Origin of the sequence: Roseovarius halotolerans, from assembly GCF_900172255.1 — a bacterium.
GTDB lineage: Bacteria > Pseudomonadota > Alphaproteobacteria > Rhodobacterales > Rhodobacteraceae > Roseovarius > Roseovarius halotolerans.
Genome location: NZ_FWFU01000003.1, coordinates 524,040 through 543,770, shown reverse-complemented (window position 1 = coordinate 543,770; position 19,731 = coordinate 524,040). Strand labels below are relative to the sequence as shown.

17 protein-coding genes are annotated in these 19,731 nt (G+C 64.7%); 9 read left to right on the top strand and 8 right to left on the bottom strand.

What is annotated here, in order from left to right:
* The first annotated feature begins 267 nt into the window (after window positions 1-267).
* Together ROH8110_RS13765 and ROH8110_RS13760 are read left to right on the top strand one after the other, a co-directional pair.
* Entirely contained in the window at window positions 268-693 is a 426-nt protein-coding gene (locus ROH8110_RS13765; protein WP_085818290.1) for a DUF6746 family protein, read from the top strand.
* Between the two features lie 120 nt (window positions 694-813).
* Window positions 814-2,481 carry an ABC transporter permease gene (locus ROH8110_RS13760; RefSeq protein ID WP_085818289.1) on the top strand — a complete coding sequence of 556 codons (1,668 nt, stop codon included), beginning with the start codon at window positions 814-816 and terminating at the stop codon, window positions 2,479-2,481.
* 25 nt (window positions 2,482-2,506) lie between these two features.
* On the opposite strand, the gene ROH8110_RS13755 is transcribed toward ROH8110_RS13760, so the two are convergent.
* The 4 genes from ROH8110_RS13755 to ROH8110_RS13740 form a co-directional block, all read right to left on the bottom strand.
* Window positions 2,507-3,580 carry an AbrB family transcriptional regulator gene (locus tag ROH8110_RS13755; RefSeq protein WP_170156509.1) on the bottom strand — a complete coding sequence of 358 codons (1,074 nt, stop codon included), beginning with the start codon at window positions 3,578-3,580 and terminating at the stop codon, window positions 2,507-2,509.
* A 134-nt stretch (window positions 3,581-3,714) separates the two neighbouring features.
* The gene (locus tag ROH8110_RS13750) at window positions 3,715-4,383 is read right to left on the bottom strand and encodes a 5-formyltetrahydrofolate cyclo-ligase (RefSeq protein WP_085818287.1); all 669 of its coding nucleotides are present in this window, start codon (window positions 4,381-4,383) and stop codon (window positions 3,715-3,717) included.
* A gap of 171 nt (window positions 4,384-4,554) precedes the next feature.
* A complete protein-coding gene (locus ROH8110_RS13745; protein ID WP_085818286.1) occupies window positions 4,555-6,927 on the bottom strand; it encodes a trimethylamine N-oxide demethylase in 2,373 nt (790 codons plus the stop codon).
* Window positions 6,928-7,005: 78 nt separating this feature from the next.
* Window positions 7,006-8,370 carry a trimethylamine monooxygenase gene (locus tag ROH8110_RS13740; protein WP_085818285.1) on the bottom strand — a complete coding sequence of 455 codons (1,365 nt, stop codon included), beginning with the start codon at window positions 8,368-8,370 and terminating at the stop codon, window positions 7,006-7,008.
* A 164-nt stretch (window positions 8,371-8,534) separates the two neighbouring features.
* Between ROH8110_RS13740 and ROH8110_RS13735 the strand changes: the two genes are divergently transcribed.
* Window positions 8,535-9,839 (top strand): ABC transporter substrate-binding protein, encoded by a 1,305-nt coding sequence (locus ROH8110_RS13735; protein WP_085818284.1) that lies wholly within the window; start codon window positions 8,535-8,537, stop codon window positions 9,837-9,839.
* A gap of 7 nt (window positions 9,840-9,846) precedes the next feature.
* Here the strand turns inward: ROH8110_RS13735 and ROH8110_RS13730 are convergent, their stop codons facing one another.
* Complete coding sequence (locus ROH8110_RS13730; RefSeq protein ID WP_085818515.1) at window positions 9,847-10,572, bottom strand: FadR/GntR family transcriptional regulator; 726 nt, start codon at window positions 10,570-10,572, stop codon at window positions 9,847-9,849.
* A gap of 444 nt (window positions 10,573-11,016) precedes the next feature.
* On the opposite strand from ROH8110_RS13730, the gene ROH8110_RS13725 reads away from it, so the two are divergent.
* The 6 genes from ROH8110_RS13725 (at window position 11,017) to ROH8110_RS13700 (ending at window position 16,247) form a co-directional block, all read left to right on the top strand.
* Complete coding sequence (locus tag ROH8110_RS13725; RefSeq protein WP_085818283.1) at window positions 11,017-12,309, top strand: ABC transporter substrate-binding protein; 1,293 nt, start codon at window positions 11,017-11,019, stop codon at window positions 12,307-12,309.
* A 90-nt stretch (window positions 12,310-12,399) separates the two neighbouring features.
* Window positions 12,400-13,269 carry a branched-chain amino acid ABC transporter permease gene (locus ROH8110_RS13720; protein ID WP_085818282.1) on the top strand — a complete coding sequence of 290 codons (870 nt, stop codon included), beginning with the start codon at window positions 12,400-12,402 and terminating at the stop codon, window positions 13,267-13,269.
* The gene (locus ROH8110_RS13715; protein WP_245962859.1) at window positions 13,262-14,245 is read left to right on the top strand and encodes a branched-chain amino acid ABC transporter permease; all 984 of its coding nucleotides are present in this window, start codon (window positions 13,262-13,264) and stop codon (window positions 14,243-14,245) included. Before ROH8110_RS13720 ends, ROH8110_RS13715 begins: the two co-directional genes overlap by 8 nt.
* Window positions 14,242-15,009 (top strand): ABC transporter ATP-binding protein, encoded by a 768-nt coding sequence (locus tag ROH8110_RS13710; RefSeq protein ID WP_085818280.1) that lies wholly within the window; start codon window positions 14,242-14,244, stop codon window positions 15,007-15,009. Before ROH8110_RS13715 ends, ROH8110_RS13710 begins: the two co-directional genes overlap by 4 nt.
* A complete protein-coding gene (locus ROH8110_RS13705) occupies window positions 14,999-15,706 on the top strand; it encodes an ABC transporter ATP-binding protein (RefSeq protein WP_085818279.1) in 708 nt (235 codons plus the stop codon). The genes ROH8110_RS13710 and ROH8110_RS13705 overlap by 11 nt, the downstream gene beginning before the upstream one ends.
* Complete coding sequence (locus ROH8110_RS13700; RefSeq protein ID WP_245962858.1) at window positions 15,657-16,247, top strand: tetratricopeptide repeat-containing protein; 591 nt, start codon at window positions 15,657-15,659, stop codon at window positions 16,245-16,247. The genes ROH8110_RS13705 and ROH8110_RS13700 overlap by 50 nt, the downstream gene beginning before the upstream one ends.
* A gap of 3 nt (window positions 16,248-16,250) precedes the next feature.
* Here ROH8110_RS13700 and ROH8110_RS13695 read toward each other — a convergent pair whose 3' ends face one another.
* The 3 genes from ROH8110_RS13695 to ROH8110_RS13685 all read right to left on the bottom strand — a co-directional run bounded on the left by ROH8110_RS13695 (window position 16,251) and on the right by ROH8110_RS13685 (window position 19,705).
* A complete protein-coding gene (locus tag ROH8110_RS13695) occupies window positions 16,251-16,733 on the bottom strand; it encodes a thioesterase family protein (protein WP_085818277.1) in 483 nt (160 codons plus the stop codon).
* Window positions 16,734-16,786: 53 nt separating this feature from the next.
* Window positions 16,787-18,298, bottom strand: a complete 1,512-nt coding sequence (gene gatB, locus ROH8110_RS13690; protein WP_085818276.1) for an Asp-tRNA(Asn)/Glu-tRNA(Gln) amidotransferase subunit GatB — start codon at window positions 18,296-18,298, stop codon at window positions 16,787-16,789.
* A gap of 114 nt (window positions 18,299-18,412) precedes the next feature.
* A complete protein-coding gene (locus ROH8110_RS13685; RefSeq protein WP_085818275.1) occupies window positions 18,413-19,705 on the bottom strand; it encodes a hypothetical protein in 1,293 nt (430 codons plus the stop codon).
* Window positions 19,706-19,731: the final 26 nt, after the last annotated feature.

Sequence of the window (19,731 nt, the reverse complement as noted above, 5' to 3'; positions counted from 1 at the left end):
CGCGCCCAGCCATCCGCCGAAATTGTCGTGATTCTGGCTGCGTGTAAAGCCGCGTTGCCGTGGCGTTAGCCTGCGGAGGCGCAGGAAATCGATGCTTTTCAATCACCTGCCCGTTTTTGACCGCGTGATCAGATATGTTTGCGATGGGTCGCTTGGCGGCTGACGGGGTGCGGCGGGATGTCTCAAGCAATTACTGAGTAAAACACTCAGATAATATTGACAGCCCCCGCGGCGCGGCATAGCAACGATGCGGGCAGGCTGGGTTTCATGTCTGCCTTCATGAATGTGACCCCCCTGAGCAAGGACAAGACGATGACCAATACGCTGAAAATCCTGGCCACCGGCGTGGCGATCCTGATCGGTGGCCTGGTGCCGGTGAAGGCGGATGAAACGGTGTCGCATTACGCGCCCGAACAATCCGAGACGCTGCAACAGGCGGTCGAGAATTTCGTGAGCTATAACCGCAAGCTGGCCACGGTGCTGGAGCGCGACCCGATGACCACGGCCGATATGGAAGAGGTCCATGAATACACCTACACGCTCGAGATCGCGCTGGCCCGCATCAACGCGGAACTGGGCGCGCTGCCCGAGGCGCTGGAGCGGGTTCACGAGACATCCGAGGGCGACGACCCCGCCGCGCTGCGGGCGTCTTCCATGGCCTATCTGAAAGCGGCCCGGACCCTCGACAGGTGAGGGCGCATTCGCATCGGGCGCTGAGGGTCCAGGGCGCGTGAGGGCAGCCGACGATTGACCTTTGCCGCCGCAGTCAATACTGGATCAAAACACTCGGATTAATCAGCCATGAGCGCCTGAATGTCGGAACGCCTGCTGCATCGCCTGGCCTGGATCGCCGTGATCCTGTGCGTTGCGCCCATCGTGGCGGCGGCGCTGGCGGCGTTCACCGGTGATCTGGAAACCTGGCGCGAGATCCTTTCATCGGTGCTGCCGCGCTATGCGCGCACCACGCTGGCGCTGGTCGCCATCGTCGGAGTCTCGACGGCGGTTCTGGGCAGTGTCACCGCGTGGCTGGTGACGGTCTACCGCTTTCCCGGCGTGCGGCTTCTCGAGGTGGCGCTGGCGCTGCCGCTGGCCTTTCCGGCATATGTGCTGGCCTATGCCTATACGTCACTTCTGGATCATCCCGGCCCGGTGCAGACGCTGTTGCGCGATGTGACCGGCTGGGGGCCGCGCGATTACTGGTTCCCGGAAATCCGCAGCCTTGGCGGGGCGGCGCTGATGCTGACCATCGTGCTTTACCCTTATGTCTACCTCCTGGCGCGGGCCTCGTTCCGGCAGCAATCGGCGAATGCCTTCCTGGTGGCGCGCACGCTGGGGCGTTCGCCGATGAAGGCGTTCCTGCGCGTCGCGCTGCCGATGGCGCGCCCGGCGATCGCGGGGGGCGCGCTCCTCGCGGTGATGGAGACCATCGCCGATTACGGGACGGTGGCCTTCTTCAATGTGCAGACCTTTGCGACCGGCATCTACCAGGCCTGGTTCAGCCTGGGCGACAGGGCGGCGGCGGCGCAGCTGTCACTCTGCCTGCTTAGCTTTGCGCTGCTGCTGGCGGGGCTCGAGCGTGCGCAGCGCGGCAAGGCCCGCACCGCCGGGCGCGGTGCGCGGTTCGAGACGATGGAGCGCCCCCGGCTGCGCGGGCTTGCGGGCTGGCTGGCGACCGCGTTCTGCCTTGCGCCGGTACTTCTGGGATTCATCGTGCCGGTGGTGATGCTGACGGTGATGGCGGTCGGATCGGGGCAGAACCTGTTTGACGCGCGCTACCTGAGCCTCACGCAGAATTCCGTCCTGCTGGCCGGTGTCGCGGCGGTGCTGACGGTGACGGGCGCGATCCTGATCGGGTTTCGCGCCCGCACACGGCCCGACCGGCGTTCGCGCCTGATGGTGGTGGGCGCGGGGCTTGGTTACGCGGTGCCGGGCGGGGTGATCGCGGTGGGGCTGATGGTGCCGATGGCGGCGCTCGACAACATCATCGACCGGGTGATGGAGGCGCGTTTCGGCATCGACACGGGGCTTTTGATCACCGGGTCGATCTGGCTGATGGTGACGGCCTATTTCGTGCGTTTCATGGCGGCCGCGCTCAACGCATTCGACAGCGGCATGGCGACGGTGCCGCTGCATTACGACGCCATCGGGCGGTCGCTGGGCCAATCGGGGCCGCGACTGTTGTGGCGGGTCCATCTGCCGGTGGCGCGCACCAGCGTGCTGACGGCGTTGCTGATCGTCTTTGTCGACGTGATGAAGGAGCTGCCCGCAACGCTGATCCTGCATCCGTTCAATTTCCAGACCCTGGCGGTTCAGGCGCACCGGCTGGCCTCGGATGAGCGACTGGCCGAAGCGGCGGTGCCCTCGATGGTGCTGGTGGCGTTCGGTCTCATCCCGGTGGCGCTGCTCTGCCGGACGCTCGGGCGCGAAAGCGTGCCAAGCGACGCGGGCGCGCGGATCGGTCCGGCGATCCGTCCGGGCTGAGCCGCGGGGCAGGGCGCGCACCGGGCTAGCGCGGGCGCAGGCCCCAGTGGTCGGCCACCCGCGCAGTCATGCCGATGATCGTGCCCGCCAGCGGCAGGATGATGAAGATCCGGATCACATGAAAGGCGGTGACCACGGCCAGCCCGTCTTCGAGGATCTTGGCGGTCAGGGCCATTTCGGTGACGCTGCCGGGGGCGGTCGAGAGCAGCATCACCTGCCAGGATTCGCCGGTCAGCCAGGTCAATCCGACCCCCATGCCGATGCAGAGCGCGATCAGGAGGAGCGACGCGAGGATCGCACCGGGAATGAAACCGCGCGCGCGCCGCAGGAGGTCACGGTCAAAGACCGCGCCCAGCCAGACCCCGAGGAAGATCTGCGCCAGCACCAGCACCGGATAGGGATAGGCGGTGAGCGGCAGGCTGAGCGCCGCCGCCAGCGCCGCGCCGCCCAGCGAGCCGACGAAGAACGGGTTGGCCAGCCCGACGGCCCGCGCCGCCAGCGCGCCAGCCACCCCCGTCACGCAGAGCAGGATCGCGCCCGGAACGCTCCAGTCCATGCGGCTGAGCGCGGCGACCGGGTCCTTGACCGAGCCGTCGATCGCCACGATGGCGGGCGGGATCAGCACCACCAGCAGCATGATGCGCAGGGTCTGGGCAAAGATTACCGGGCCGGGCTGCACGTTGTGGCGGACCGCCAGTGTGGCGCTTTCGACCGGACCCATCGGCACCGACGAGAGCACCGCCGTGATCACGTCCACCCGCGCGATGCGCATCAGGAATGCCGCCACGACGAAGCCAAGCCCGATGGTCAGAAAGGCCGTGCCCACCATCGGCAGCAAGAGCGATACCATCGCCCCCACCGCCTCGGGGGTGAAGGACAGCCCGACCGAGGTTGCCACCAGGATCTGCCCGATCTGCCGGGTCTGACCGGGCACCGGCAAGGGGCGTTCGGCCATGCGCACCGACGAGGCGAAGACCATCGCGCCGATCATCCAGGGCAGCGGAAAGCGCATCCAGTGGGCGACCAGCCCGAACAGCAGCGCGCCTGCATAGATCAGGATGACATGGGCCAGGTGGCCAAGGGACCAAGGGGGTTTCATCAGGAATTCAAATCGGATCGTCGGGTGGGCTGGCCGCGAAATACCGGGCGGCGCAACCGCAGTCATGACAAGTTGTCGCATGCAAGGGCGGCGGCGGCAAGTGCTTGGCGGAAAACATTTTTGGCGTGCCGCCCTCAGGCGGAATCCGCCTCGCGCCGCTGCGCGGTGCCATCCGACAGAATGATCTCGTCCATCGGGATATCCCAGGGCATCGGGTAGATCGTGGGCAGGATGCAGCCCGCCAGCCCCACGCCGATGATGCGCGGGCGCGGATCGAGCGCCGCCAGCGTGCGGTCGTAATACCCCCCGCCATTGCCCAGCCGGTAAAGATCGCGGTCGACCCCGAGAAGCGGCGAGATCACGATATCGGGCCGGTCCTCGGCACGGTCGGCGGGCACCGGGATGTTCCAGACCCCGCGCGTCATGCGGCATCCGGGCGACCAGTGGTGAAATTCCAGCGGCGCGTTCTTCTCGATCACCACCGGCAGCAGGATCTGCGCCCCGGCCGCGTGAGCGGATTCCATCCAGCCGCGCAGGTCCGGTTCCGAGCGGATCGGCCAATAGGCGGCGATCTTCACGCCCTTTGTTATCGCGATGCGTTTCTCGAGCCCGGCGCAGAGCTCCGCAACGGCCGCTTCGCGCGCGGGTGCGGACAATTTGCGCGCCTCCAGAAGCCGCGCGCGCTCTCCCTTGCGAAACCGCGCCACGTCGCGCGCGGTTGCCGGGTCCACGGGATGCCCGCCTACGAGATGGTGGGCGAAACAGGCGGCGTCGCCGCCCTCGTCCTCGGGGTCATGGCTCAACTTGCTGTCCGCTCCGTTCGCGTGGCTGTGAAAAGCCTAGCGCGCGTGACGCCGGAACGTAAAGGGGCGCAGGCGCGCGATCTTCTTCTGTTCGCAAATATCCCGGGGGAGTCGCGCCTTGCGCGACGGGGGCAGCGCCCCCGATCCCGCGCCCCAGGCCGGGCATTGCGGTCAGCCGTAATTTCCCTTCACGCGTTCCTTCGTGGGGTCGAAATGCGGGAAGCGCACGATACTGGCCTTCAGGCGTTTCTGCTGGCCGTCAAGCTGGCCCACCTCGACGGCGGTGCCGATCTCTGTATGGGGCAGGTCAAGGCGGGCCAGCGCGATGGTCTTGCCCAGGATCGGCGAGCGCATGGCCGATGTGATCTCGCCGATCTGCGCGCGCCCGAGGCGCACGCAATCGCCGCCCGAGGGCACGATGCCGCTTTCGATCTCGAGCCCGACCAGTTTGCGCTGGGGTTGGGCCTTGCGGGTCTCGAGTGCGGCGCGGCCGATGAAATCGTCGCTCTGGGTCTTGAGCGGCACGGCAAAGCCGATCCCGGCCTCGAACGGGTCGGTGCGGTCGCAGAACTCGGCGCCCGCGAAGATCAGCCCGGATTCGATGCGCAGCATGTCGAGCGCCTCGAGCCCCAGCGGCAGCATCCCTTTGGGCGCACCTTCTTCCCAGACCGCGTCGAACACTGCCGCCGCGTCGCGCGGGTGGCAGAATACCTCGTAACCCAGCTCGCCCGAATAGCCGGTGCGGCTGATCACCAGTGGGATGCCGTCATAGTCGCCGATCCGTGCGATGGTGAAGCGGAACCAGCCCAGTTCGTCGATGGTGGGCTGGGTCGGCGGTGTCCAGGTGATCGCCGAGAGGATCTCGCGGCTCAGCGGCCCCTGCACGGCGATATTGTGGAGCTGGTCGGTCGAGTCCCGCACCCAGGCGTTCAGCCCGCGCTCTTCCGCCTGCTGGCGCAGCCACAGCCCCGAAAGATCGTTCCCCCCGATCCAGCGGAAATTGTCCTGGCCAAGGCGGAACACGGTGCCGTCGTCGATCATGCCGCCGTGCTCATAGCACATCGCCGTATAGACCACCTGGCCGACGGACAGCTTCTTCATGTCGCGGGTCACGCAAAGCTGCACCAGCGCCTCGGCATCGGGGCCTGTCACCTCGTATTTGCGCAAGGGGCTCAGGTCCATCACCGCCGCCTTTTCGCGGCAGGCCCAGTATTCGGCCAGCGCGCCGTGGTTGGTCATGTCCGAGGCCAGCCAGTAGCCGTTATATTCCACGAAATTTCGGGTGTGGCGCGCGAAGCAGCCATGAAATCCGGTTTCCTTGGTGTCTTCCACATCGGCCTCCGCCGTTTTGCGATAGCCGATCGAACGGCTGAAGGATTGGTCCGCGCCATAGCTGCGCAGCTGGATGTCGGTCGGGTTCCAGCCATTGGCCGGGTCCACGTCGCAGGGGCAGGCCGTCGAGACGCAGACCAGATCGGTCAGCGCGCGCAGCAGCACGAAGTCGCCGGGACGCGACCAGGGGTCGTCCATGCCGATGGCGTTGGTCTCGTCCAGCATGGTGTTGAAGAAGAAATTGATCGCGGGCCAGCCTGCGCGCGGGCGGATGCCATATTGCGCGAGGTCGGCATTGATGTTGTCCGAACAGTTCACATGCCCCGGATAGCCCAGATCCTCGTAATAGCGTGCCGTGCAGGCCAGCCCGAAGGTGTCATGGCGCCCGCAGGTATCCTGCACGATTTCCACCAGCGGTTCCTGGTCGACGCTCCAGTATTTCGAGAAGATCCCCGGCTGGGGGTAAAGCGCGCCCATCAGCGTGCGCGTGGTGGTCGGGTCGATGTCACGTTCGATCCCCTTGTCGAGTGCGCGCAGCGAAAATGCCTGGAAATCCGAGCATTCGCGCCCCTGCACGTCGAGAATCTGGATGTACTGACCTTTCTTCACCTCATAGCTTCGCGCCTCGCCCGGCTGGATGTTAAAATCATGGATCGGGTCGGCCAGCGGGTCAGGGGGCTTTAGCCCGCCCTTGGCATTGCGCAGGCTGGCGCGGCGCACATAAAGGATCAGCCCGGTGGGGGCGTCCTGGGCATCCGGGCGCATCGGGCCGCCCGGCGCCGCCAGGATCACCAGCCCGTCGCAAGCGGCATGAAAGCGCGCCATGTCGCCGGGGCGCGAGCCTTCGTCAAAGATCCGGACCGCATCGGCGCGCCCAAGGTCGAATCCCGCCGTGTCGAGCGCGCGCGCCACCCGCGCGCCGGATGGGGTGCCGCCGCTCAGCGCCGCGATCACGCCCTCGGGACGCCCCGCGCCGCTTGCGCCCAGCATCCCGGCATCCGAGCGCCCGTCGGGTGCGAAAATCACCAGCTCGCCTTGCTGAAGCCCTTGCGGATCGAGCACCGCGATCTCGTCCCCGGCCTCGACCGCCACCGCGCGCGAGCCGCCACCCGGCACCGGGTAGCGTTCGACTCCGGGTTCCAGAACCGGCATCCCCGGCACCAGCACGCCGGACCGCTCATAAGGGGTTTCAAAACGCGGTGTCAGGGTCATGGTCGGTTCGCGCCTTTTGGGTAGGGGGCCACCCCGGCGAAGGGGAGCAAATGACAATGTCGCCGGGATGGCCCGAAGTCAGGCGGGTTGCGCCTGCTTGGGGGATTGCAGATAGGCCTCGAGGCTGTCGTCCAGGGCATCCACCCAAGGGGTATGATGCGCCGGCGCCTTTTTTCCGGTCATCGGCGAGACATAGCCGTAATTGCGGAAGGCCATGATGTCTTTCTTCTTGTGCTTCTTCCACTCGTAGAAGGCCTGGCAGGCGGCCTCGACATCGAAAGAGGGGTAGTCCGTCTCGGCGATCAGTTCCTCGACATAATCCCCCTGGTAGCGGATGCAGGCGTAATCGTCCTCAAGCGCGTCCTCGTCGGCCTCGCGCTGTTTCCAGTCGGCCTCCATCGTGGCGGCGTCGGGCAGGGCGATCTTGCCCATGATGCAATCACGCACCCACCAGGCCTGCGCGTCGAACATGTTGAAGGTGAACCACTGGTCCTGCATCCCAAGATAGAACAGCGCCGGGTTGGGCACATAGACCACGCCCTTGTAAAGATCCGCCGCCGCCAGCCGGTTCGCGGTCTTGAGACGCAGATCGTCGGGCAGGAAGGGGAAATGGTGCTTGTAGCCGGTGCACAGGATGATCGCGTCCACCTCGCGGCTGGTGCCATCGACGAAATGCACGGTCTTGCCCTCGACATGATCGACGGCGGGCGCTTCGTCCCAGTTGTCGGGCCATTTATAGCCCATCGGCCCCGAACGATGCGACGAGATGATCGATCGGCAGCCGTATTTCCAGCATTGCGAGCCGATATCCTCGGCGGAATAGGACGAGCCCATGATCAGGATGTCCTTGTCCTGGAACTCGCGCGCGTCGCGGAAATCATGCGCATGAAGGATGCGCCCGTTATAGGATTCAAAGCCGGGATAATAGGGAACGTTCGGGGTCGAGAAATGGCCCGAGGCGACGATGACGTGGTCGTATTCCTCGACGGTTTCCACGTCCTTGGCGGTGTCACGTGCGGTCACGGTGAATTTCGCGCGCCCGGAATCGTAGCTGACATCACGCACGTAATTGTCAAAGCGGATCCAGTCGCGCACATCGGCCTTTTCCACCCGGCCCTTGATGTAATCGAACAGCACCTCGCGGGGCGGGTAGCTGGCGATTTCCTTGCCGAAATGTTCGTCGAAGGTGTAATCGGCGAATTCCAGCCCCTCCTTGGGGCCGTTCGACCACAGGTAGCGATACATCGAGCCATGACAGGGAAAGCCGTTGTCATCGACGCCGGTGCGCCAGGTATAGTTCCACAGCCCGCCCCAGTCGGACTGGGCCTCGTAACAGACGATCTCGGGAATCTCTGCGCCCTGTTCGGCGGCGGATTGGAAGGCGCGCAGCTGGGCAAGGCCCGACGGGCCAGCTCCGATCACGCAAATTCTCTTCTTTGCCATCTGGTTAGTCTCCCCTGATTGGTATGAACCAAAATCATTGTTTGGTTCTTTTGGTTCATTCAAATAAGCCAAACAGTGAACCAATCTGTCAACAACAAACCTGTTGCGCGCGGAAATTGATGTTAGTCTGGGTCAGGCGCGGATGCCCGATCACGAGGAAAATGATGGAATCTTCGAGCTTTGCACATCGTCTGGCGATCAGCGGCGCGCTGCCGCGTTTGCAGGTCGGCATGGACAGCACGGTCAATATCGGCTTTCTCGCGCCGCTCAGCGGGCCGGTCGAATCCTGGGGGCTGCCGGGTCTGCATGGCTGCCGCATCTGGGAGAACTGGCTGAACAATGCGGGCGGGGTGCTGATCGGCGGGCGGCGCTATCCGATCCGCATTCATGCCCATGATTGCGGCTATGATCCGCAAAGCGCGCTCGAGGGGGCGATGCGGCTGGTGCAGGAGCGCGACGTGAAACTGCTGATGATGCTGGGGGGCGACAGCTTCACCCCGGTATCGGATTACCTGATGGACCGGCGCATCCTGACATCGACGCTTCTGCCCAGCGACCTGAGCCCCGACACGCCCTACCTGATCGCCCCCTCCGAGGTGCATCCGATCTATGTGGTGACCGGGGTCGAGTGGCTGGCGCGGACCCGCCCGCACTTGAAGTCAGTGGCGATGTGCAGTCAGCGCGATGCGCTGGGCCTGCCGTCGCTGGCGACCTATCGCGCGGCGTTCAAGGCGGCGGGTATCGGGATCGCCAAGGAGATTCAGTACGATCCCGACATGACCGACGCGGCGGCGCTGGTGCAGCCGATGCTGGATGCGGACCCCGATATCCTGTGCTGGTGCACGAGCTATACGCCGATGGTCCATGCGATGACCGAATACGCCCACGCGCAGGGATTCACCGGGCAGATCCTGTCCTGCACGCTTGACCATTACGAGCGGCTGGTCGAGCGCACGGGGCGGGATTTCATGGAAGGGGTGACCTTCCAGTTTCCCGATTTCGATGACCCGGCGCTGCGCGAAAAGGCGTTTTTCTTCAACCAGCCCAATGTGTTCTACGAGGAATACAACGCCCGCTACCCCGGCAGCTGGAGCGCTGTCAGCTGGGAATATGCCGCGATCCTCGATATCTGGCATGCGGCGGTGGAAAAGGCCGGCACGGTCAATCCACTCTCGGTGCTGGCGGCGATGAAGCAGCTTGGCCATGTCACCCATGCCTTCGGACCCGCGCAGTGGTGGGGCACGGATGTGTTCGGCATCGATAATGCACTGGTCGGGGAGTGGCCGGTGGTGACGGTGCAGGGTGGCAAGGCGGGGATCGTGCATTTCGGCTCGGTGCCCGACTGGCTGGCGGCCCATGCCGGGCTGCTCCGGCGCGAGATGGAGGATCTGGGGCAGATGTGGCAACAGCGGCTGGAGCGGGGCGGCGATGCGGGCACGGATCTTCAGGCCCGCAGCCTCGACATGTGAGCCCGCGCTAGAATTCCTGCAAAAGCAGTTTTTGTTCCTCGACAAGGTGCAGCTTGATGAACTCCACCGCCGAGGCGACATCGCGCGAGGCGATGGCGTTGAACAGGGTGTTATAGCGTTTCTGGTAGTCCTGGATGCGGCGCGGCGTCAGGTTGCGGCGGCGCAGCTTGGTGCGGAAACTCTGCCGGTAGGTCTCGATCGTGAGGCGATAGCATGACGCCAGAAGCGGGTTGCCGGTGCCTTCGGCGATCTGGGTATAGAGCTTCTCCTCAAGCTCGATGAAGGCATCGACATCGGTATTGATCCCCTCGATCTCGGACAGGGTCTGCGACAGTTGCGTGATCTGGCGGGGGGTCATGTTGACCACCGCCAGCCGCACCATTTCCGGCTCGAGGATGCCGCGCACCACGAGGTGATCGAGCGGGCTGGTGTCGTCCGCAACCGAATCGTCGCCGCGACGGGCGGCGGCGGTCGAGCGATAGGTGACGAAACTGCCCGAGCCGGGGCGCCGGCGGATCACCTTCTGGTTTTCCAGCACGTCGAGCGCCTCGCGCACGGTGTTGCGCGCCACCCCCAGTTCCGAAGCCAGCGTGCGTTCCGAAGGCAGGCGGGTATCGCTGGGATATTCCTCGGACTTGATGCGCGCGAACAGCGTGTCGACCACGATCTGAACGGTCGCGCCCACGGGTTGACTGGCGACGATCGTGGCGGTGTCTTCGGCTTTTCTGTTCATCGCACCGTCCGGTTTGTTGCGGGCATCTGTCATGCGAGAGCAGGTTAGCGCGCAAAGCCGCGCGCTGAAAGCGCGAAGCGCCCGAAGGTGCGCCGGTGGTTCTATGGAGTGGCGAAATTGGTTCCCTCACCCGGCAATGCCTGCGGTTTGGGCGATGCCGAAAGGTGGCATGAATTCAATGAGTTGGCTCATTCTGCGCAAATTGGAATGAACCGATAATGTTCCAAAGATCCAAATTGATCCGAATTATGAACCAATTTTCTTGGCAGAGTCGGGCTTCTCTGCTAGCGTCTGAACCTGAGGCCAAACCAATTTGCGCGAACTGGTATGGTTGCGCCTCACGCCAGCCCTGCCGCGCCGCGCGTTATCCCGACAAGAATGTTGGCCTCCAAAAAGCCGGCCCCGACCTTGATGTCAGGGCGCGCCAACATGGGAGAAACAACGATGTTTTCAAGATTCGGCAAGCCGGGGCTGACGCGCCGGACATTCCTGCAATCCACCGCAGCGGTTGCGGCGGCGACCAGTCTGCCGCGCATCGCCAATGCGCAGGACAAGGTGATCAAGATCGGCTTTCTCGCGCCTCTGACGGGCGCGGTGGCGGCCTGGGGCAAACCGGGGCTCGATGGCTGCGAAATCTGGGCCGAACGGGTGAACGCCGCGGGCGGCATCAAGCTGTCGGACGGCGATTACATGGTTGAGTTCGTGCCATATGACAACGAATACGATCCCGCCAAGGCACGCACCGGCGCCACCAAGCTGATCCGCGAGGATGGCGTCAGCTTCATCATGATGCTGGGCGGCGATACCTGGCCCGGCGTCCAGCCCGTGGCCGACCGCACCGGCATGCTGTTCTCGACGCTGCTGCCCAGCGACCTTGGCCCCGACACGACCACGCTGATCGCGCCCGCCGAGGTGCATCCGATCTACAACGTCACCGCTGTCGAATGGATGGCCGAAAACCGGCCCGAACTGAAAACGGCCGTGATGTGCGCGCAGGACGATGCGCTTGGCCTGCCATCGGTGGCGACCTATCTTGCAGCCTTCGAGGCGGCTGGCATCGAGATGCAGGGCGAACCGCTGCTGTTCGACCCCGCGACCACGGATTTCGCGCCGGTGGTGACGCGGCTGATTTCATCCAGCCCCGATATCGTCTGTCTCGACACCTGCTATTCGGATTATGTCCATCCGATCTGCGAGCAGCTTTTCCAGCAGGGCTACGAGGGGCAGATCATCTCCTGCACGGCGGATTTCTATGACCAGATCATCGCCAAGACATCGGCCGAATTCATGGAAGGCTTCCTGTTCCAGTTCCCCGATTTCGATGACCCGGCGTTGAATTCGGACCAGGTGAACTTCGCGGATCCCAACGGCTTCTTCGCCGAATACAACAAGCGCTATCCGGGCCAGTGGGGCGCGGTCAGCTGGGAATATGCCTCGATCATGGACCTCTGGAAAGCGGCGGCAGAAATGGCCGGTTCATCCGAACCCGACGCGGTGATCGCCGCGATGAAGGAGGGCGGCACCGGCAAACACGCCTTTGGCGACGCGCGCTGGTGGGGCAAGGAGCTGTTCGGGATCGAGAACGCGCTGGTCGGCGACTGGCCGGTGGTGGCGATCGAGGGCGGCAAGGCCACGATCAAGGAATTCCGTAACATCCCGGCTTGGTATGACAAGCACGGCGATCTTCTGGTCAAGCACATGAAGGCCTATGACCAGATGTGGGACCAGCGCGGCTGATCGGTCGCGACGACAGACTGTGCGGGGCGGCGATGCAGATGCGCGCGCACGCCCCGCGCTTCTCTCACTCGAGCAGAAGAGACAGAACCGATGCTGGACCTCCTTGCGCAGACCGGCCTGAACGCCGTCTATGCGGCGAGCTATATCTCGCTGATCGCCGTGGGCCTCGTGCTGATTTTCGGGGTGATGGGCGTGATCAATTTCGCCCATGGCGAACTTTACATGGCGGGGGCCTATACGGTCGTCCTGCTTTACACGGACTTCGCGGTGCCGTTCTTCGTGGCGGTGGCGGCGGGGCTGATCTTTGTGGGCTGCCTTGGCCTTGCGATGGAACGGGCGCTGTTCCGACCGCTCAGGGATAACCCGTTGGGGGGGCTGGTGGCCTCGATCGGCTTTCTGATGATCCTTCAGGCGCTGGCGGTCCTGGGCTTTGGCGTGCGCATGGAGCATATCCCGCCCGTCACCCAGAGCGTGATCGAGTTTTCCGACCATGTGCGCCTGCCGGTGGCGCGGCTTTACGTGATCGTCGCGGCGGTGGTGCTTTTGACGGCGCTCTGGGTCTTTCTCAAGAAGACCCGCTTCGGCTGGGCGCTGCGCGCCGCCGCCCAAGATCCCGAGGCTGCGGCACTTCAGGGCATATCCATCAGCCAGACCGCGCGGATCGCCATGTTCATCGGCGCGGGGCTGGCGGGGATCGCCGGAGCGCTGACCGCGCCGCTGGTGTCGGTCAACCCGCATATGGGCCATTCGGTGATCGTGACCGCCTTCATCGTCATCATCGTCGGCGGTGTCGGCAGCCTTGAAGGCGCGGTCGTGGCCTCGGTCGCCTATGCGCTGGTGCATACGTTCGTGACCACCTTCTATGACGGGGTGATCGCCGACATCGTCGGGCTGTCGCTCATGCTTCTGGTGCTGATCATCAAGCCCACGGGCCTCTTCGGGAGTGCGGATCGTGCGTAACCTGGCCATCTTCGTCCTGGGGGCGGCAGCCTTGCTGGCGCTGCCCCACGGGCTCAGCTTCTCGCAACAGGAAATCCTGGTTTTCCTGACCCTCAACATCCTTCTGGTCTCGTCCTACCGGCTGCTGACGCTGACCGGCGAATGGTCGCTCGCGCATGTGGTGATCATGGGGGTCGGGGCCTATGCCTCGGCGCTCTATACCAAGGAGCTGGGCGTCTGGGTGCCGGTCTCGATCCTTCTCGGGGGGGCGACGGCGGCGCTTCTGGCGGTGCTGCTCTCGTTCCCGCTGTTTCGCATGAAGGGGTTCTATTTCCTGATCGGCTCCTTCGCGGCGGGCGAGATCATCCGCCTGCTCTGGAAACGCTTTCGCGATCCTTTCGGCGGTGCCAAGGGGATCAAGGGGATCGACCCGATGCCGGATTTTTCCATCGGCATCTACGATTTCGATTTCTTCGAGCCGGTCAGCTATTACTACCTGTCGGGCGCGGTGGTGGCGGTCTGCCTGTGGATCCTGTGGCGCATCGAGCGCAGCCCCGTCGGCCTGACCTTCCACGCGGTCCACTGGCAGGACCGGCTGGCCGAGGCCTCGGGCGTCAACCTGCGCGCCTATCGCACGCTGGCCTTTTCCATCGCCAGCGGCTTTGCCGGGATCGCCGGCGCGCTGATGGCGCATTACGTCGGCACGATCAATCCCAACTCCTTTGACGTGGACCTGATGGTGTTCGTGCTGACCTGGGCGATTGTCGGGGGCACGGCCACCTTTTACGGGCCGATCCTGGGTTGCGTGGTGCTGACCGTCCTCAACGAGATCGTGCTGCGCGAAATGGGGTTCGAGCAGATGCGCCCGCTGATCTATGGCCTGATCATGATCCTGTCGATCCTGTTCCTGCCCAAGGGGCTGGAAAGCCTTGTGCAGAAATTCGCGGGCAAGCGGCCCGGCAAGAGTGACACCCCGGAACGGAGCACGGCGCAATGACCCAGTTTCTCGAAGTCGACAACCTGATCATGCGCTTTGGCGGGCTGACGGCGGTCGATGGCCTCAGCTTCAAGCTTGATCACGGCGAAATCCACGGGCTGATCGGCCCCAACGGCGCGGGCAAGACCACCACGTTCAACATGATCTCGGGGTTCTACAAGCCCAGCGGCGGGCAGGTGCGTCTGCGCGGCGAAAGCATATCGGGCCTCAGGATGCACGAAGTGGCGCGCCGGGGCGTGGTGCGCACCTTCCAGCATTCGACGCTGTTTGCGGAAATGACGGTGATGGACAACGCGCTTGTGGGCACGCACATGCCGTTCCGCCCCAATATCTTCGCCGCGATCATCGGCTGGGACAAGGATGACCGCGAGGGCGCAAGGGCGCGTGCGCGCGAGGCGCTCGAATTCTTCGGGCTGGACCATCTGAGGGATGAACTTGCGGGCGAGCTCAGCCACGGCCACCAGCGCGCGCTGGGCATGGCGGTGGCCTATGCCAGCCATCCCGACGTGATGCTTCTGGACGAGCCCTTCACCGGCATGAACCCCGAGGAAACCCGCCGGATGATGGACCTCATGCGTCGGCTGCGCGATGACGGCATCACCATCCTGATCGTCGAACATGACATGCAGGCGATCATGGGGCTGTGCGACAACATCACCTGCATGAGCTTCGGTAAGTTCCTGGCCGAGGGCAACCCGGCCGAGATCCGCAACCACCCGGCAGTGATCGAAGCCTATCTGGGGGGCGCGCGCCATGTTGCTTGAGATGAAGGATGTCTCGGTCAATTACGGCAAGGTCTCGGCGGTGCGCGATATCTCGCTTTCGGTGCCCGACGGGGCCATCGTCACGATCATCGGCGGCAATGGCGCGGGCAAGACCACCAGCCTGCGGGCGATGTCGGGGATGGTGCCGCTCCGCAAGGGCGAGATCCATTTCGACGGGCAGCGCATCGACGGGCTGAGCTCTGACAAGATCGTCGCCCGCGGCATCGCCCATGTTCCCGAGGGGCGGCGCATCTTTCCCGACATGACCGTCGAGGAGAACCTGCGCACCGGCGCCTTCCTGCGGCGTGACCATGACAAGGTGGCGCGCGACCTTGATGGCGTGTTCGACCGTTTCCCCCGCCTGCGTGAACGCCGCCGCCAACTGGCCAAGACCATGTCGGGGGGCGAACAGCAGATGCTGGCGATCGGACGGGCGCTGATGTCGGCGCCGCGGCTGTTGCTGATGGACGAGCCCTCGATGGGCCTTGCGCCGGTGATCGTCGAGGAAATCGCCCGCATCATCGAGGATATCAACGCACAGGGCGTGCCGGTGGTGCTGGTCGAACAGAACGCCGAACTGGCGCTGGAACTGGCCAGCCATGCCTATGTGCTGGAAACCGGAAACATGGCACTGGAGGGTCCCGCCGATGAGCTTCATGACAACGAACATGTTCGCGCCGCGTATCTGGGGATTTGATTTCGCCGCGCCGCAGGCGCGGGTAGCGCTTCAGGCGGGCTGGGGGCGGCGGGATCTGTTGTGGGAATCGCTGATGGAACAGGGGTGCGCCGATTTTGCTGCGGGTGACACGCGCGCCGCGCGCCGCGCCTTCCGGCGTGCGCGCCTGCTGTCGCTGCTTCTGCCCGCCGCCGACCTGCGGCGCGCGGCCAGCGATGCGGCCTTGGGGGTCGTGCTGGAAGCGCCGGGGCGTCTTGCGCGCGCCAGCGCCGCGTTCGAGCGCCGCGGCGCGCAGGCAATTGCGGCGATGCAGATCGCGCCGCGTGCGCGCAGCTCGCTTTTTCACCTGCGGATGGAGGCGCGCCACCGCGACACCTATCACGCCAACATGCGCAAGCGCCTGACCGCCATCGCTGGCGAAACCGCCGGTTCGCTGGCCAACATGGCCGCGGGCAAGGCCCCGGCGCATCGCCTGTATAGCCGTTGGCTGGGCGAGCGCCCCAGCGTCCATGACGACACCCGCAAGATCCTGTCGGCCTGTCTGCTTATTCCCGGCGGCTGAGCGTCAGCCCTTGCGCGCCAGCCCGATGCGCGCGCCCACGCCCTCGGGGCGGGGCAGGCGGGCGTGCTCTTCGGCCATCTCGGCGACGCGGCCAAGGATGTCCTCGGGCATCGCCACCACGCGCGGCCCGGCAAGATCGACATGCAGCGTCATGCCCTCGCCGGTGGCGGCGAGCCAGCCATCCTCGTGGTAAAGCTCCTGAAAGCTGTGAAACCGCTTCTCGTCATGCGCGATCAGCCAGAAGGACGAGCGCACCCTGTCGCCGAGCTTCAATTCGCGCAGGTAGCGAACGTGGAATTCCGCCGAAAACGTCGTGTGATTGGCCCGCGCCACGTAATCCGGGCCAAAGCCGAACCGCGCGAAGGCCTCGTCGGCGGCGCGATCGAACAGCACGGTATAGTAGCCCATGTTGAGGTGGTCGTTATGGTCGATCCAGCCCGGTTCGATCCCGAAAAGGGAGGACATGAAAGGCGCTGTCGTCGTCATCTTGCCCCCTGCACGGTCTTGTGGGCGGTGGCCGGGTCAAGGGCGAAAGCCCCTCAGCCCAGCCCCAGTTTCTGCTGGATGATCTCGTTCACCGCCTTGGGATTGGCCTTGCCGCCGGTGGCCTTCATGACCTGCCCGACGAACCAGCCTGCCAGCTTGGGATTGGCCTTGGCCTTTTCCACCTGCGCGGGGTTGTCGGCGATGATCTGGTCCACCGCCGCCTCGATCGCGCCGGTATCGGTGACCTGCTTCATGCCCTCGGTCTCGACGATCTCTTCGGGTGCACGCCCGGATTCGATGTGCTTTTCCAGCACGTCCTTGGCGATCTTGGTCGAAATCTCGTCACGCGCGACCATTGCAAGGATCGCGGCATTCACTTCGGGCGCGACGATCTCGCGCGGGCCGAGATCGGCCTTGTTGGCGCGCCCCAGAACCTCGTTGATGACCCAGTTGGCGGTGCGCTTGCCATCGCCGCCGCCCACCGACTCCTCGAAATAGGCGGCCAGATCCACATCCGCCGTCAGAACGCTGGCGTCATATTCCGTGACGCCATAGTCGTTGATGAAGCGGGCCTTCTTCTCGTCGGGGAGTTCCGGCAGGCTGTCGCGGATCGCATCGACCCAGTCCTGCTCGATCTCCAGTGGCAGCAGGTCGGGATCGGGGAAGTAGCGGTAATCATGCGCTTCTTCCTTCGAGCGCATCGAGCGCGTCTCGCCCTTGTCGGGGTCGTAAAGCCGGGTTTCCTGCACCACCTCGCCACCCGATTCCACGATCTGGATCTGGCGGCGCGCCTCGTATTCGATGGCCTGCTGGATAAAGCGCATCGAGTTCATGTTCTTGATTTCGCAGCGCGTGCCCAGATGGCTGAAATCCTGCGTCTCCATGTATTTCTCATAGGCGCCGGGCAGGCAGATCGACACGTTCACATCGGCCCGCAGGCTGCCGTTCTGCATGTTGCCGTCGCAGGTGCCGAGATAGCGCAGGATCTGGCGCAGCTTGGTGACATAGGCGGCGGCCTCTTCGGGGCCGCGGATATCGGGGCGGCTGACGATCTCCATCAGTGCCACGCCGGTGCGGTTGAGATCGACGAATGACATCGCCGGGTCCATGTCGTGAATCGACTTGCCCGCGTCCTGTTCCACATGGATGCGCTCGATGCGCACCTTGCGCGCGATCCCCGGCTCCATGTCCACGAGGATCTCGCCCTCGCCGACCAGCGGATGGTAAAGCTGGCTGATCTGGTAGCCCTGCGGCAGGTCGGGATAGAAGTAGTTCTTGCGATCGAAGGCCGACCAAAGGTTGATCTGCGCCTTGAGGCCCAGCCCCGTGCGCACCGCCTGTTCGATGCAGAACTCGTTGATGACCGGCAACATGCCCGGCATCGCCGCATCCACGAAAGAGACGTTGGAATTGGGCTCGGCCCCGAATTGCGTCGAGGCACCCGAAAACAGCTTCGCCTTCGAGGCGACCTGGGCATGGACCTCCATGCCGATCACCAGTTCCCAGTCATGTTTCGCCCCGGCGATCACCTTGGGCTTGGGCGGCTCGAATGTCAGGTCCAGCATGCGTCTCTCTCCATCGGGTGGGACGCAGGCGTTCTAGGCCAAGGCAGAAGGCTGGGCAAGGGCGCGATGACGCGCTGGCGTTTGCGCGATGCGCCGTGGCGCGCCCGCCCGCAATCAAAGCGCGGGCAGGCGATACATTCCCGAGGAGGAGAAGGCGATGGAGCTACCATCGGCGATGTCTTCGGCAAAGCGCAGCGCGATGGCGCGCAGCGCCGCCTGCCGGCCCTTGCTGACAAGCGCGCGGCGCGAGGGCAGGGCGGGCGTCAGGCCCGGCGCCATCAGGGTCTGCGACCACACCAGTGGGTGCAGCTCCTGAAGATGCTCGGCCAGGATCCAATCGAGGCATTCATGCATCAGCGCGCGCTTCTGGTCGCAGCTTTCGGGCAGCGGCGCGGGGCGCGGGCGGTCGGGCGCCATGGTGATCGCGCAGAAGGCGGCCAGCTGATTGGTGACATGCTGGTCGCGCTTGATCGCCAGGATATTGCGCAGCCCTTCGATGAAATACTCTGCATCAAGACGTTTCAGCGCGGCATCATCCGTCGCCAGCGCATCGAGATAGACCCAGGTGTAGGCACCCGACGCCCAGACATCGCCGGTGCGTGCGGCGGTGCGGCGCGCCTCGAGCTCGAGCTGGTCGTAGCTGCCGTAATAGCGCGGCAGCAGGTAATGCCCCAGCGCGCGCATGTGGCGCTGGCAGTCGGGGTCGAGATCGATCAGCTTTTCATAGGCGTCCGCGACCCGGCGGTCGGGATGCGGCTGCGTCGCCAGCAGGGCGCATTTTGCTGCCGCCAGCGAGGGCGCGTCCAGTTCTTCGGGATCATAGGGCGCCAGCAATTCGGCGGCGCGCTGGAAATGAGAGTCGATCCGCTCGGCGCTGTCGGGGCCTGCGGGCAAGTCGCCCTCGGTGGTGGCGATTTGCCAGGCCCAGCCGATATCGAAATGCGCCAGCGCCACGACCAGCGCCACGGCGTGACTGCCGCGATGCTCCTCCAGCACCTCCTCCAGCGCCTCGATTCCCGCCATGTCCGGCGCCGCGCCGTCATGGATCGCATCCTCGGCGGCGGCCACGACATCTCCGCGCGCCCCGAACGCCAGCAGCAACGAGGCCGATTCCCCGCCCGGCGTCGCCAGCCGGCAGTCATCGGCATAGACGATGCGCTCCGAGAATGCATCCCACTGCTCCTGGCGTGCCAGCTTCAGGCCAAGGTCCTGATGCGTCGCGCGCGCCATTTCCTCGTCGCTGACGGGCAGCGAGGGCAGGATGATCCGTTTCATCATTTCTTCGATGGCCGAGTCCGGCTTTTTGCGTAGCCGGGATAGAGCGCCGCCAAGAAAACCGGCATTCGCTCCTGTGTCGTTGTCGTTTGAAATGCTCGGATCCTTGATGGATTTGGAGTTGAACGGCATGAACGCTCCGATTGACCTGTATTGCT

Bases quoted from the DNA above. Each gene is read 5' to 3' on its own strand.
- ROH8110_RS13765 (WP_085818290.1), top strand. From the start codon at position 268: ATGTCTGCCTTCATGAATGTGACCCCCCTGAGCAAGGACAAGACGATG.
- ROH8110_RS13760 (WP_085818289.1), top strand. From the start codon at position 814: ATGTCGGAACGCCTGCTGCATCGCCTGGCCTGGATCGCCGTGATCCTG.
- ROH8110_RS13755 (WP_170156509.1), bottom strand. From the start codon at position 3,580: ATGAAACCCCCTTGGTCCCTTGGCCACCTGGCCCATGTCATCCTGATC.
- ROH8110_RS13745 (WP_085818286.1), bottom strand. From the start codon at position 6,927: ATGACCCTGACACCGCGTTTTGAAACCCCTTATGAGCGGTCCGGCGTG.
- ROH8110_RS13740 (WP_085818285.1), bottom strand. From the start codon at position 8,370: ATGGCAAAGAAGAGAATTTGCGTGATCGGAGCTGGCCCGTCGGGCCTT.
- ROH8110_RS13735 (WP_085818284.1), top strand. From the start codon at position 8,535: ATGGAATCTTCGAGCTTTGCACATCGTCTGGCGATCAGCGGCGCGCTG.
- ROH8110_RS13730 (WP_085818515.1), bottom strand. From the start codon at position 10,572: ATGAACAGAAAAGCCGAAGACACCGCCACGATCGTCGCCAGTCAACCC.
- ROH8110_RS13725 (WP_085818283.1), top strand. From the start codon at position 11,017: ATGTTTTCAAGATTCGGCAAGCCGGGGCTGACGCGCCGGACATTCCTG.
- ROH8110_RS13720 (WP_085818282.1), top strand. From the start codon at position 12,400: ATGCTGGACCTCCTTGCGCAGACCGGCCTGAACGCCGTCTATGCGGCG.
- ROH8110_RS13710 (WP_085818280.1), top strand. From the start codon at position 14,242: ATGACCCAGTTTCTCGAAGTCGACAACCTGATCATGCGCTTTGGCGGG.
- ROH8110_RS13705 (WP_085818279.1), top strand. From the start codon at position 14,999: ATGTTGCTTGAGATGAAGGATGTCTCGGTCAATTACGGCAAGGTCTCG.
- ROH8110_RS13700 (WP_245962858.1), top strand. From the start codon at position 15,657: ATGAGCTTCATGACAACGAACATGTTCGCGCCGCGTATCTGGGGATTT.
- ROH8110_RS13695 (WP_085818277.1), bottom strand. From the start codon at position 16,733: ATGACGACGACAGCGCCTTTCATGTCCTCCCTTTTCGGGATCGAACCG.
- gatB (WP_085818276.1), bottom strand. From the start codon at position 18,298: ATGCTGGACCTGACATTCGAGCCGCCCAAGCCCAAGGTGATCGCCGGG.
- ROH8110_RS13685 (WP_085818275.1), bottom strand. From the start codon at position 19,705: ATGCCGTTCAACTCCAAATCCATCAAGGATCCGAGCATTTCAAACGAC.